A 14733-nucleotide genomic window follows, 5' to 3' on the forward strand; every position below is an offset into this window, starting at 1 on the left:
GGACTCCTCAGGCGATCTGCGCGGCAGCGGCGGCTTCGGCAGGCTGCGAGGCCAGCACGGTGCGCCAGGTGTTGTAAGCCATCAGGAACATGCCACTGAGGAAGATCGCACCGCCCACCAGTCGCACGACGAAGCCTGGGTGGCTGGCCACCAGGGTTTCGACGAAGGAATAGGTCAGCGTGCCGTCCTCGTTGACCGCGCGCCACATCAGGCCCTGGGCGATGCCGTTGACCCACATCGAGGCGATGTACAGCACGGTGCCGATGGTCGCGAGCCAGAAGTGCGCGTTGATAAGGCCGATACTGTGCATCTGCGTGCGGCCGAAGATTTTCGGGATCATGTGGTACAGCGCCCCGATGGAAATCATCGCCACCCAGCCGAGGGCGCCGGCGTGAACATGGCCGATGGTCCAGTCGGTGTAGTGGGAGAGGGCGTTCACGGTTTTGATCGCCATCATCGGTCCTTCGAAGGTCGACATGCCGTAGAACGCCAGCGACACCACGAGGAAGCGCAGGATCGGGTCGCTGCGCAACTTATGCCAGGCGCCCGAGAGGGTCATCATGCCGTTGATCATCCCGCCCCAGCTGGGCGCCAGCAGAATCAGCGACATCACCATGCCCAGCGACTGCGCCCAATCCGGCAGCGCGGTGTAGTGCAGATGGTGCGGGCCGGCCCAGATGTACAGGGTAATCAGCGCCCAGAAATGCACGATCGACAAGCGATAGGAGTACACCGGACGCTCGGCCTGTTTCGGCACGAAGTAGTACATCATCCCGAGGAAGCCGGCGGTGAGGAAAAAGCCTACGGCGTTGTGGCCGTACCACCACTGCACCATGGCATCGGTCGCACCGGCGTAGAGCGAGTAGGACTTGGTGAAACTCACCGGCAATTCCAGGTTGTTGACGATGTGCAGGATCGCCACGGTGATGATGAAGCCACCGAAGAACCAGTTACCGACATAGATGTGTTTGGTCTTGCGCTGCATGATCGTGCCGAAGAACACGACGGCATAGGCCACCCAGACGATGGTGATCAGGATGTCGATCGGCCATTCCAGTTCTGCGTATTCCTTGGAACTGGTATAACCCAGTGGCAGGCTGATGGCTGCCAGCAGGATCACCAGTTGCCAGCCCCAGAAGCAGAACGCGGCGATCTTCGGCGCGAACAATCGGGTCTGGCAGGTGCGTTGTACTGAATAGAACGAACTGGCGAACAGGGCGCAGCCGCCGAAGGCGAAAATCACCGCGTTGGTATGCAGCGGGCGCAAGCGGCCGAAGCTGGTCCACGGCAGGTTGAAGTTGAGTTCAGGCCAGACCAATTGGGCGGCGAGAAAAACCCCGAGCCCCATGCCGACGATGCCCCACACCACCGTCATAATGGCGAATTGGCGGACCACCTTGTAGTTGTAGGCGGTACTGATAGAAGTGTTCATGGTTCCCCATCCACGGTTCAGCCGAAGTGAGGGCCTGCCTTTGCGAGTAAGCCGCACGGCAGACGCTCTCTTCGCCTGGAGTTATAGGCAGACTAAAAGCGAGGCAAGCATGGACAAAGAGCACAAGGCCAGTATTGACGGGGATCAATGGGCGCGGTGTGTGCGGGATCATGGATGGTTGTGGAATGCCGCCACCACGCCGGCCTCGGCAACGCTGATTCTCGCTCACGGCGCCGGGGCGCCGATGGACAGCGGCTGGATGAGCGACATGGCTGAGCGCCTTGCCGCGCATGGGGTCAACGTGTTGCGCTTCGAGTTTCCCTACATGGCACAGCGGCGTATCGATGGCGGTAAACGTCCCCCGAACCCGGCGCCAAAATTGCAGGAATGCTGGCGTGAGGTGTATGCCGTGGTGCGACGCCATGTCGCTGGGCGCCTGGCCATGGGCGGCAAGTCCATGGGCGGGCGGATGGCGAGTTTGTTGGCCGATGAGCTGGGCGCGGATGCCTTGGTATGTTTGGGGTATCCGTTTTATGCGGTGGGCAAACCGGAGAAGCCGCGGGTCGAGCATCTGGCGGGATTGAAGACGCGCACGTTGATTGTTCAGGGTGAGCGGGATGCGCTGGGCAATCGGGCGGCCGTCGAGGCTTACACGTTGGCGCCGAGTATCGAGGTGTTCTGGCTGGAGGCGGCGGATCATGATTTGAAGCCGTTGAAGGCTTCGGGGTTTAGTCACGAGCAGCACTTGGACGCGACAGCGAAGAAGGTCGCCGGATTTCTGTGAGAAGCAAGATCAAAAGATCGCAGCCTTCGGCAGCTCCTACAGGATGTACACCATTCAAATGTAGGAGCTGGCGAGAAGCAAGATCAAAAGATCGCAGCCTTCGGCAGCTCCTACAGGATGTACACCATTTAAATGTAGGAGCTGGCGCAGCCTGCGATCTTTTGACTTTGTTGTTAGCGGTTAAACCGCTCCACCAACGAATACTGGGTATTCGCGGTCTTGGTCAGTTCTTCACTCAACAGCGCCGAGTGCTGTGCCTGTTCCGAGGTCTGGTCAGCCAGCTGCGAGATATTGCTGATGTTACGGCTGATTTCTTCGGCCACTGCACTCTGTTCTTCGGTGGCGGCAGCGATTTGCGTGGTCATGTCGGTGATGTTGGCCACCGCTTCGCTGATGCCCACCAGCGCCTGATCCGCTTCCAGTACCCGCGCCACACCTTCTTCGGCCTGACGATGCCCGGCTTCCATGGTTTGCACCGCAGTGCTGGCGGTTTGCTGCAGCTTGGCGATCAGGGCGTGGATCTGCCCGGTGGATTCACTGGTGCGTTGCGCCAGTTGACGCACTTCGTCGGCCACCACCGCAAAACCACGGCCCATCTCGCCGGCACGCGCGGCTTCAATCGCGGCGTTCAAGGCCAGCAGGTTGGTCTGGTCGGCGATGCCTTTGATCACATCGACCACGCCGCCGATTTCGTCGCTGTCCTTGGCCAGTTGCGTGACCGTCAGGCCGGTTTCACCGACCACCACCGACAAGCGCTGAATGGCTTCACGGGTTTCCCCGGCGATGTCGCGACCACGACCGGTCAGGCGATTGGCTTCCTGAGTGGCGTCGGCGGTGCGCTGCACGTGGCTGGCGACTTCCTGAGTGGTGGCCGCCATCTGATTCACAGCGGTGGCCACTTGCTCGGTTTCCACGCGTTGACGTTCCAGGCCGGTGGAGCTGTTGTGCGCCAGGGTGTCGGACTGTTTCGCTTGCTCGGTCAGGTGTTCGGCGGTGTCCTGCAGGCGGGTCAGGCAGGTTTTCAGGCGTGCTTCCTGGCTGAGGATCGACATCTCCAAACGTGCCTGGGCGCCACGGCTGTCGGTATACATCTGCGCGATCAGCGGGTCGGACGTGGTCTGCTCGGCCAGGCGCAGCAAACGCTTGATACCGCGCTGTTGCCAGCTCAAGCCCATCAAGCCCAACGGCACCGAAAGGCCGGCGGCGAGGGCGAAGCCCCATTGGGACGTCAGGGTAGCGCCGATCATGAAGCTCAACTGGCTGACCAGAATGAACGGGAGCCAGTCTTGAAGCACCGGCAGCCATTTATCGGTTTGAGGAACGGCTGACTTGCCCTGGTTGATGCGTTGATAGAGCGCTTCGGCGCGGCGGATCTGCTCGGCGGTGGGTTTGACCCGCACCGATTCGTAACCGATCACCTGATTGCCCTCGAATACCGGTGTGACATAGGCGTTAACCCAGTAGTGGTCACCGGTCTTGCAGCGATTCTTGACAATGCCCATCCATGGCAAGCCTTGCTTCAGTGTGCCCCACATATGCGCGAACACCGCAGCCGGGACGTCAGGGTGACGGACCAGGTTATGCGGCGCACGGATCAGTTCCTCACGAGAAAACCCGCTGATGTCGACGAAAGCGTCGTTGCAGTAGGTGATCACGCCCTTGGCATCGGTAGTGGAAATCAATCGTTGCTGAGCCGGGAAGGTCCGTTCGCGTTGGGTAATGGGCTGGTTGTTACGCATGGCTTTTTCAATCCGCAAGGCTTTCAGGTGTTATCGGCTGCGTCGCGGATTTATTGAATGTTTTTTCAGGCCCCTGCGCGTGTCTCATATTCCCGGTCTTCTTGAAAGGTTTGACCTGCTCCGGGGGACGCTTTTCAGGTTCCCCTTAATGGACTCGGCGCGTATGATTCGCCGCTATTTTGTGTAGGACGTTATCTACGGTCAGGGTTTTGTAGGCTGCATAACACTCAAAGTGTCGCCGGGTTTCCAGCATTAATGGGATTTGATTGTTGTCCAGCTTCTGAAAAGGGCTGGGGATGAAAAGGGTTAGTAGCAATGCGTAAGAAAGTTGCAATCATAGGGACGTCGTTCCGTTTTCCAGGCTCCACTTCTGCAACTTTTTGGCCGCACCTGCTGGACAGGAAGAGTTTTATCACCGAAGTGGATTTTTCTCGATGGTCCAGGGACGAGTTCCTGCATCCGGACAAGGCTAATCCTGCAACGTCCTATACCTTTGCCTCCGGCTCCCTGGGCGATATTTCCACGTTCGATGCCGGCTTCTTCAATATTTCTCCTCGTGAAGCGGCGGTCATGGATCCTCAGCAGCGGCTGTTGCTGGAGCTTGGCTGGGAAGTGTTCGAGAACGCCGGGGTCAAACCGTCGAGCCTGCGTGGCAGCAATTGCGGTGTTTACCTTGGAATTGCCAGTGTCGACTACGGTTATCGCCTGACGCATGATTTGTCGACGGTTGATGCGGCAACCGCTACCGGCAATACCTTCAGTATCGCGGCCAACCGCTTATCTTTTTTTTATGACCTGCAAGGTCCGAGCATGGCCATCGACACGGCGTGCTCTTCTTCCCTGATTGCCTTTCACCAGGCTTGCCAGGCCATTCAGAACGGCGATATCGACCAGGCGATTACTGGTGGTGTCAGTCTGCATCTTCATCCTTTTGGCTTCCTGATCTTTTCCAAGGCCTCAATGTTATCGCGCACGGGGCAATGCCATGTATTCGATGAGTCTGCTGATGGTTATGTCCGCTCTGAAGGCGCGGGACTGTTCTACCTGAAGGATTACGACAAGGCGATCGAGGACGGTAACCAGATTCTCGCAGTCGTTGCCGGCAGTGCGGCCAATACCGATGGGCGCAAGTCCAGTCTGACCATCCCCAGTGCGGATGCGCAGATTGCCCTAATGAAGCAGGCCTACAGCAGTGCTGGCATCAGTGCGACAGACATTGATTACCTTGAAGCTCATGGTACGGGCACGCCAGTCGGCGATCCTATCGAGAGTCGGGCTATCGGTGAGGCTTTGGGGCAGCAGCGCCCGGCGGATAAGCCACTGCTGATCGGTTCGATCAAAAGCAATATCGGGCATCTTGAGGCTGCCTCGGGTGTCGCCGGCTTGATGAAGGCGTTGTACTGCGTGATCGAACGCAAGGTGCCGGCCACCATCGGCATCAAGAAGCTCAACCCGAACATTCCTTTCGCTGACCTCAACCTGAGTGTGGTCACCGAAACCCAGGCGCTCAAGCCCAGTGGAAAACTGGTGGTCGGGATCAACTCTTTCGGTTTCGGCGGGGCCAACGCCCACGTCATCCTGGAAAGTCCGCCACAGACGCTACAAGCCCCGAGCCAGACGGGGCGAGCAGTGCCGCTGATGGTCTCTGCCAAGGATAGTGCAGCCTTGGCGGCCCAGTCCGAACAGATCGCGCAATACGTTTGCAGGGCGGACGCGGCAAACCTCTACGACGTGGCCTACCAGTCGATGTTGCGCCGCGAATTGCATCCGCAAAGGGTTGTGGTGTTTGGCGCAGAGGCACAGCGCAGCGCTCAGGCGCTACTGGATTTCGCCAAGGAGCCGGGTGTTCCTGCGTTGTCGACAGTGCTGGAAAGCGGCCGTGCCCTGGATCAGGCCAAAGGGCCGGTGTTCGTCTTTTCCGGTAATGGATCGCAGTGGCAGGGCATGGGCAAGTCATTGCTGGCCGACCCGGTTTTCCATCAGGCGCTGGTCGAGCTGGACGCTATTTTTCAACCGCTATCGGGTTATTCGTTGATCGCCGAACTGGCGAGTGAGTTGGGCGATGAGCGTTATCAGTTGACCGAATTTGCGCAACCGGCGCTGTTTGCATTGCAAGTGGGTGTCACCCGCATGCTGGCCGAAAAAGGTGTTGTACCGGTGGCTGTCATTGGCCACAGCGTGGGTGAAGTCGCTGCTGCCTGGGCTTGCGGTGCGCTGACGCTGAACGACGCCACTCGTGTGATCTATCATCGTAGTCGCCTGCAAGGCTTGACCAAGGGCTGCGGCAAGATGTCGGCGGTGGGCTTGTCCGGCGCAGACACGGCGAGTTTGTTGCAGGCGCTCGGCCTGGACAGCGAACTGGTGGTCGCCGGCGAGAACAGCTTCAAAGGCGCAACCGTCGCAGGTCCAGTGGCGGCACTGGAAATTCTGGAGCAGGCGCTGACCGAGCGGCAAGTATTCGTTCGCCGTCTGGGTCTCGATTATGCGTTCCACTCGCCGGCCATGGAGGTGATTGCCGATCAGATCATCGACGTGTTGAGCGATATCGTCCCGAGCCCTGCCGCGATACCGATGTACTCGACCGTGACCGGCGACGTGCTGGCCGGCGAAGACCTGAGCGCCGAGTACTGGTGGAAGAACATTCGTTATCCGGTGCTGTTCGAGTCCGCCAGTGTGGCGCTGGTCGGGCAGGGCTACAACGTATTCGTGGAGATCGGGCCGCACCCGATTCTGCGTGCCTATGTGGTCGATGCGATGGCCAGCCAGCAATTGCCAGGTGTGGTGATCCCGACGCTGCTGCGAGGTGAAGAAACCCCGCAGTTGATCGATCGAACGTTGGCGAAGGTGCTGATTGCCGGCGTCGACATTGACCTGCAGTGCCTGTTTCCTCACACCGGCCGTTTCGTGCAACTACCTAACTACGCCTGGCAGCGCGAACGTCATTGGCACGTAGATACTCCTGAGTCTTCCGGCCACCTGCACCGCGAACGCGTCCATCCGCTGTTGGGTTATCCGCTGCCTGAGCATGAGTTCACCTGGGACAATCGCTTGGATACGCAACTGTTCCCGTCCTTGGGCGACCACAGGGTGGGTGACTCTGTGTTGTTCCCGGGTGCAGGTTTCACTGAGCTCGCACTGGCCGCTGCATTGCAGTATCAACCCGGTGCGTATGTGGAAATCGAAGAGCTGGAAATTCACAGCCCGCTCTTGCTACATGCCGATTTCAGCAAAAAGGTTCGGGTGATAGTCGACAGCGCCGACGGTGCCATTTCCATCGTGTCGCGTAGCACGGCCCAGGCTGAACCGTGGGTGCAGCATGTGGTTGCGAGGATTCCCGGTGAAGCGCGCGGGGGATCGCTGGGCTCTGTCGCTCCGGTTTTGCCGGCGCGCGCGCCTGACTTCACTACCGCAGAGCACCTGACGCTGACACGTGCGGTAGGCCTCAATTATGGCCCGGCTTATCAGGCGGTCGAGGCTGGCTGGATTGATGGCAACCGGGTATTGGCGCGGTTGACGGTTCCGGTGCCGATTGAGGCTGAGCTCGCCGCACTGAATCTGCATCCGGCACTGCTGGACAGTGCTTTCCAGCTGATTACCCAACTGCTGAACCAGGATGCCGACAGTCACACGGGGCTGGCCTTTATCCCGGTGAAACTGGGGCGTATCAGCTTCGCTGCCGGCAGCCTGCCGCCTTGCCTGGCCCAAGTCACGTTGGTGCGACGCTCAGCCCATTCCCTGCTGGCAGACTTCACTTTGTATGACGTCCATGGCCGCGCGGTCATCTGCATCAAGGATGCCCGTTTCCGTGGTGTCCGGTTGCACAAGGATCGCAGTGGTGACATCAAACTGGTGAACTTTGTCGGGGTTGCCAAACCCTATCCTGCCAATGAACGCGCATTGCCAAGGGTGGGTTCGCAGTTGCAAATGCAGTTGCGGCAGCACCTTGGCGCTATCGCCGATGACCTCGGGCTGGCCAGTTATGCCGATGAAGTCGACCCTTTGCTTGACGCTCTGTGTAGCAGCTTCCTGTTGGAGGCCATCGAGAAACTCGGCGGTGAGCTGACGCTGCAGCAGCGCTCCTCCTGGGAAGCAGGAAGTTATCTTGACCATCTGCTTAAGCTGGCGGTGGAGGATGGCGACCTGGTCGCGAGCGGCAATGGCGGCTGGCAGCTTGCCGATCAAGGCGAGCGAGCCAGTGCGAAGGCAATCTGGCAGGAACTGTTCAGCAGTTATCCCGAGCACTTCCAGATCATCCATTCGGTCGGCCGGATCGGCATGCACCTGCTGGAGTTGGTCAGTGGCCAGATGAGCCTTGCGCAACTGCTGCCACGGGAAACCACCCCCGCCGCATTGACCCGTCTGGTCCTTGGTACGTCCGGTCAGCAGGCGTTGCTAGGTGGCTTGCGAGAACACATCGGCCAACGGTTGAGCGCTCTGCCTGAGGGGCAGCGCCTGCGTATTCTCGAGCTTGGTTTCGAGGGCGCACCGCTGGCTGCAGACCTGTGTGTGGGCCTGAATTTCGACCGGGTCGATTATCAATACTCTGCGCAGAACATTGAAACGGCATTGGTGCTCCAGGCTGACTTCCCGGATCTTCAGGTTTTGACTCTGGACGCGTCGGAAAAAATCGCTCGAGTGCCGGCCAATGGCTTCGATCTGATCCTCGTCGCCACCGACCTGGCGCCGCTGGAAGTCGTCAGTCAAAGCCTGCTCCATGGCGTTGCAAGGTTGGCTGCCAATGGTGAAGTGCTGCTGCTGGCGCAACATCCTGCGCGTTGGGCTGATTTCATTTTCGGTGCCGAGCCTTCCTGGTGGCTGGTCCGGCAGGAACTACAGGCGTTATCGGTGCAACAGAGCCCGGGATTCTGGCAGCAGGAACTGCGGCGTCATGGACTGAAAGTGTCCGAGCCTCTGGAGTTCATTCCTGGCTCGGTGTCCGGCGGTTATCTTTTGTTGGCTGCTGAAGATGGCGCCAAGGCCCCCATGGTTGCCTCTGAGTATCCGCGTCAGCGTTGGTGGCTGATAGCCGACGGGCAAGGTCCTGAAGCACCCTTTGCCAAGGCACTGATGTCGATGTTGCGCGAGCAAGGTCAAGACGCTGCGCTACTTGCACCTGACTCGGTATCGGTGCTGGCGCAACAGTTAGGTGAATACCCGGCGGTGCCGCAACACCTGGTCATGCTGGCCGGCCTGTTCGCCCCCCAGGGGCTTGATGCACAGGCTGGCCGCTGCATGCTCGCCGCCGCCATCACCCAAGCCTGTGAGTCAGCCGGCATTGCTGCGGATTGCTGGTTGCTGACTTCTGGCGCCGCCCTGCATTTGTTACCCAAGAGCGAGTCTCAGGAAACATCGGTGCAAACGATCGCCGATGCTGCCTTATGGGGCTTCGGTCGAACATTGACTAACGAAGCGGTCGGCTGTCGTGTCCGTCTGCTCGATCTGGCGCCTGGCGCCGGCGCCGAGGCCTTGGTTCCAGCGCTGCTCAATGTTGGTGAAGAAACCGAACTGGCGGTCAGCGCGGCGGGCGATCGTTACGTCGCACGGCTGCGAGTCCAGCCCGATGCGTTGCCAGATCATGCAGGGGCGGATGCGCTGACCCAGGTCAAACTGGGTTTCGATCTGCCGGGGCAATTGCGCAACTTGCGCTGGGAAGCGCGGGCGCCGCGGGTGCCGGCCGAGGATGAACTGGATATCGAGGTCCAGGCCACCGGCTTGAACTTCCGCGATGTCATGTACGCGTTGGGCTTGCTGTCCGATGAAGCGATCGAAAATGGCTTCTCTGGACCGACCCTGGGCTTCGAGTTTTCCGGTGTGGTGCGCGGTAAAGGAGCGTTGGTCGAGGGTGATTTCCAGCCGGGCGACCGAGTCGTCGGCTTTGGCCCGTCGAGCTTCGCCAATCGCCTGGTCACCAACGCCAACGCCGTGGCGCGCATTCCTGAAGGCATGTCCTTTGAAGCGGCAGCGACCATCCCCAGTACCTTCTTCACCGTGTATTACGCCGTGCATCACCTGGCGCGGCTAGAACCGGGAGAAAAAATCCTGATTCACGGTGCCGCGGGTGGCGTCGGCATTGCCGCGATCCAGATTGCAAAATGGTGCGGTGCCGAAATCTACGCCACGGCGGGCAGCGACGAGAAGCGCGATTTCCTGCGCCTGATGGGCGTCGAGCATATCTTCGACTCGCGTTCGCTGGCGTTCGCCGATGACATCCTGGCCGTCACCGATGGCCGCGGCGTGGATGTGGTACTCAACTCCCTGGCGGGCGAGGCGATCAATCGCAACCTGCGGGTACTCAAGCCGTTTGGCCGCTTCCTCGAACTGGGCAAGCGCGACTTTTACCAGAACACCAAGATCGGCCTGCGACCGTTCCGCAATAACATCAGCTACTTTGGCATCGATGCCGACCAGCTGATGAGCGAGCGCCCGCAACTGACCCGTCGGCTGTTTGGCGAAATGATGGCGTTGTTCCGCGCCGGGATTCTGAGCCCGTTGCCCTATCGCGCGTTCGATGCCAATGAAGTCGTCGAAGCATTCCGCTACATGCAACAGGCAAGACAGATCGGCAAGATCGTCGTGACTTATCGCACGCCGATCCAGGGTGTTGTCACCGCGCCGGTCTCGCAACCGCCGGCATTGGCGTTGGCCGCGGAGGCCAGCTACCTGGTCACCGGCGGGCTCAGCGGTTTTGGCCTGCGCAGTGCGCAATGGCTGGTGGAAAAAGGTGCGCGTCACCTGGTCCTGCTGGGCCGTCGCGGTGCTGCGACAGAAGAGGCGCAACCTTTGCTGGCACTGTGGCGCGAACAAGGTATCGAAGTCCAGGCGCTGGCTTGCGATATTACCGACGCCGCGCAACTGGCGTCCGTCATGGCGTGCATCGAAGCCAGCGCCCGGCCATTGCGTGGCGTGGTGCATGCGGCAACGGTGTTCGATGACGGCTTGATCCGCAATCTGACCCGCGAGCAACTGCAGCGCGTTCTTGAGCCCAAGGCCAAAGGTGCGCAGTACCTGCATGAGTTGACGGCCCATTTGCCTTTGGACTTCTTTGTGCTGTTCTCCTCGGCCACGACCTTGTTCGGTAACCCGGGGCAGGCCAACTACGTTGCCGCCAACCATTGGCTCGAAGCGCTGGCGCGTCATCGCCTGGCACTCGGGCTGCCGGCCACCAGCGTACTCTGGGGAGCCATCGATGATGCGGGTTTCCTGGCGCGCAATCAGGACATCAAAGATGCCCTGCAAAGCCGCATGGGCGGTGCTGCCTTGCAGGCGCAAGCCGCGCTGCAAACCCTGGAGCGCTTGCTGTTGCAGCGACGTTCAGGGCTGGGTGTGCTTGAGCTGGACTGGAAAGCGCTGTCGCGATTCCTGCCTGCCGCCGGCTCGCCAAAATTCAATGAGCTGGCCAGATTGCACAATGGCGAGCAGGACGAAGAAAGCGATGTTGACGATATTCAGCGGCTGTTGGCGGAAATGGACGACCCCGAGCTGATCGAGCTGTTCGGTGAAATGCTCAAGCAGGAAATCAGTGAGATTCTGCGTTTGCCAACCAGCAAGCTGGACGCCTCGCGGCCGCTGCAAGAGTTGGGGCTGGACTCGCTGATGAGTGTCGAACTGGTGGTAGCCGTCGAGGAGCGATTCGGAATGCGTCTGTCGGTGATGGAGCTGAGCGAAGCGTCAAGCATCGGCAAGATCACCGTTCGAATCCTTGAGCTGCTGCGTGGCAATCAGGAGGGTGATGGGCAATCGCAGAGTGGAAATAGCTTGCAGTCGCTGGCCAGCGATACGTTCTCTCGCCATGGCATTGACCTTTCCCGGGACGACATTGCGCAGTTGAGCGACGGGCTCGATACCCAGGCTTCGAAACCTTCACGTTTGATTAATTGACCATGACCAATAAAACCACTCCCGGGCTTGCCACTTCGATGAAGGACAAGCTGATTCAGCAAGCCCTGGAAAGGCGCATGCGCAAGATCGGCGATGCTGCTCCAAGCCCTTCGCTGGAGGGCGTCAAAGGCACCCCGCGCGAGAGTTTCGGGCAGTTTTGCCGATTCGATCAGCACCCTGGTTATCAGCAATTGCGCCTTATGCTCGACGGCGCCGCGCGCTTTGGCCTGGCCAATCCGTTTTTCAAGTTGCACGACGGCCTGGCGGGCGCCGAAACCGTCATGGGCGGTAGCCGCTACGTGAACTTCGCAAGCTACAACTACCTGGGCTACTCAGGGCATGCGGTGGTCGCTGAAGCCGCCAAAGCGGCCATTGATCGTTATGGGACCTCGGTATCGGCCAGCCGTCCGGTGTCGGGAGACCGTCCGATCCATCGTGAACTGGAACAGGAACTGGCCCGGCTCTATGAGGTGGACGACGCTATTACCTTCGTCAGCGGTCATGCGACGAACGTGACCACCATCGGTTACTTGTTCGGCCCGCGGGATTTGATCCTGCATGACGAACTGATCCATAACAGCGTTCTGCAGGGAATTCAGTTGTCCGGCGCCCGGCGCCTTGGCTTTGCCCATAACGATTGGGAAGCGGTTGATCGGGTGCTGAGCGATCAGCGTCAACATTTCGAACGTGTGTTGGTGGTGATCGAAGGCATCTACAGCATGGATGGTGATTTCCCGGATTTACCACGCTTCGTCGAACTCAGGAGCAAACACCAGGTTTTGCTGATGGTCGATGAGGCGCATTCGCTGGGCGTCATGGGACAGACCGGCAAGGGCATCCGCGAGCATTTCGGCCTGGCCGGCAGAGACGTGGATATCTGGATGGGCACCTTGAGTAAAAGCCTGGCCAGTTGCGGGGGCTACATCGCCGGTGAGTCGGCGCTGGTCGAACACCTCAAGTTCCTGGCGCCGGGCTTTCTCTACAGCGTCGGCATGCCGGCACCGGTGGCGGCGGCAGCGTTGGCCGCTTTGCGGTGCCTGCCCGAGGATGGCGAGCGCGTCGCCACCTTGCAGGCCCGTGGCCGGCAATTCCTCGAGCTGGCCAGGGACGCGGGACTGGACACCGGCACCAGCACCGGCCTGGCGGTGGTACCGATCATCACCGGCAGTTCGCTCAAGGCCGCCCAACTGTCCTGCGCGTTGTCCTGTCGTGGTATCAACGCCCAACCGATTCTTCATCCGGCGGTGCCCGAGAAATCGGCGCGTGTGCGCTTTTTCATGTCGTGCCTGCATACCTCGGAGCAAATTGCCGAAACTGTCGCCATTGTTGCGCAGGAACTGCAAAAGCTATAAGCCGAGCCGCCGAAAGATCGATGCAATGTTCCAAAACGTCTTCGCCGGCAAGCCGGCTCAGATTCGGCGTATTCCATAATTGAGTTGTACGCAGGGGGGTTAGAGCATTCCTTTGAGATAGCGACGCACCTGCCGGTAGCGCGGGCAGCTGTCGAGTAGGCCTGGATTGGGTCGTGCGTTGTGCTCCAGCGCCTGCTGTTGGCTGCAGGGCATGCCACGCACTTGCACCAGTTGCTGTTCCTCGTCGTCGCTATGCCTGAGGACCAAGCTGGCTGTTGCGCTGCCAGGGCTGATGCGCCACAGCGGTACGCCCTGTGCTGTGGCACGTGATGACAGATCATGTGGTTCATGGGCACTCCACACCAACACCTTGCCGTCTTCGCGCGCCACTGTCGTCATCAGGTCGGCGCTGTTATGGGCGAATTTCACACTGCCCCAACGGCTGTCGAGCAAGGTGCGGATCGCCGGTTGCCGGCGCCGGGGCACGCCGAGCACGGTTAATGCGCCTGCGAACTGGCTGTCCTGTTGTTTTTGCCGGGCTAGCTGCCGGGCGACAGTCAGCACGTCGCAGCGCTGATCGGTCAGCGGGTCCACGTAGCGGCAGTAGCGAATGTAGGCGGCGGCCACTAGTTGCTCCAGTGTTGGCCGGGCCTGGCGCCGGGGGATCGGCATGCGGTCGTCGGTCAGTCCCCAGCCGGCATAGAACGGCAGCCCGAAACACGTCACCGGTACGCCCTGAATCAAGGCTTCGAGCCCGGCCTGACTGGTGGCGATGTACACCCGCGCGGCCCGTCGCGCCAACGAAGCCCAGGATACATGACGACTTTCCAGGGGCACGCCGCGAGCGGTCGCCGCTTCCAGCAAACAACTCTTCTTGTGCCCGCTCAGGCAGTCCGGATGAATCCGCACACGAACGTCGGCGCCGGGGTTTTCCGCCAGCGCCGTATCGAGCATGCGAATGAAATCTGCTTCGCACAGGCCACCACCTGGAATCGAAAAGTCGCCCCAGGTTTGATCCACCACCAGGATCAGCGGTACTTCCCTCCCCAGTGAATCGTCATCGCTGAGGTCGGGTGCATTGTTGTACTTGCCGATACCGCTGCTGCGCATTAGCGCAATCAGCTGAGCAGCCGTGGACATTTCCTGGGTCGTCAGCAGTTGCGGTTGCTGGAGGATGTTTTCCAGCAATGACGGGCGATCCGCCAGGTAGTGGATGCCGATGGGATCGACCACCATGGACATCGGCGTATCGCCCTCGACCCCCAGAGAAGAGGAGCGCAGAAAACCGTCCTCCAGTGCGATATAGGGAATGCCCCAGCGCTGGCACAGTACCCGGGCATGGTCGGACGAACGTTTGTAGCCAATCCCGGAAATCGCCTTGAGTCCCTTGGGTTTATGTCGACCTCGGCGCCACAACCAGGCGGGTGTGCCTTCGGGGTCGAGAAACTCGGGGAGGTGAAAGACCCGCCACATCACCCACTGGGACATGATGCCGATCCAGCCTGGACCATCCACCAGTGATTCAACAGCGGGTACCGATCGATTCAT

6 protein-coding genes are annotated in these 14733 nt (G+C 60.1%); 3 read left to right on the forward strand and 3 right to left on the reverse strand.

Annotated features, from left to right (window positions below; genetic code table 11):
* Positions 1–7: 7 nt before the first annotated feature.
* A complete protein-coding gene (gene ccoN, locus ABH909_RS13215) occupies positions 8–1432 on the reverse strand; it encodes a cytochrome-c oxidase, cbb3-type subunit I (RefSeq protein ID WP_429433671.1) in 1425 nt (474 codons plus the stop codon).
* Positions 1433–1541: 109 nt separating this feature from the next.
* Between ccoN and ABH909_RS13220 the strand changes: the two genes are divergently transcribed.
* Positions 1542–2216 (forward strand): alpha/beta family hydrolase, encoded by a 675-nt coding sequence (locus ABH909_RS13220; RefSeq protein WP_429433674.1) that lies wholly within the window; start codon positions 1542–1544, stop codon positions 2214–2216.
* A 173-nt stretch (positions 2217–2389) separates the two neighbouring features.
* On the opposite strand, the gene ABH909_RS13225 is transcribed toward ABH909_RS13220, so the two are convergent.
* Positions 2390–3955 (reverse strand): methyl-accepting chemotaxis protein, encoded by a 1566-nt coding sequence (locus tag ABH909_RS13225; RefSeq protein WP_429433677.1) that lies wholly within the window; start codon positions 3953–3955, stop codon positions 2390–2392.
* A 315-nt stretch (positions 3956–4270) separates the two neighbouring features.
* On the opposite strand from ABH909_RS13225, the gene ABH909_RS13230 reads away from it, so the two are divergent.
* The gene (locus ABH909_RS13230; protein ID WP_429433680.1) at positions 4271–11833 is read left to right on the forward strand and encodes an SDR family NAD(P)-dependent oxidoreductase; all 7563 of its coding nucleotides are present in this window, start codon (positions 4271–4273) and stop codon (positions 11831–11833) included.
* A gap of 2 nt (positions 11834–11835) precedes the next feature.
* Positions 11836–13185 (forward strand): aminotransferase class I/II-fold pyridoxal phosphate-dependent enzyme, encoded by a 1350-nt coding sequence (locus ABH909_RS13235; protein ID WP_429433683.1) that lies wholly within the window; start codon positions 11836–11838, stop codon positions 13183–13185.
* A gap of 99 nt (positions 13186–13284) precedes the next feature.
* Here ABH909_RS13235 and ABH909_RS13240 read toward each other — a convergent pair whose 3' ends face one another.
* Positions 13285–14733: a capsule biosynthesis protein gene (locus ABH909_RS13240; RefSeq protein ID WP_429433686.1), complete on the reverse strand. Its 1449-nt coding sequence runs from the start codon at positions 14731–14733 to the stop codon at positions 13285–13287.

This window comes from Pseudomonas sp. BS3782 TE3695 (assembly GCF_050435305.1).
GTDB lineage: Bacteria > Pseudomonadota > Gammaproteobacteria > Pseudomonadales > Pseudomonadaceae > Aquipseudomonas.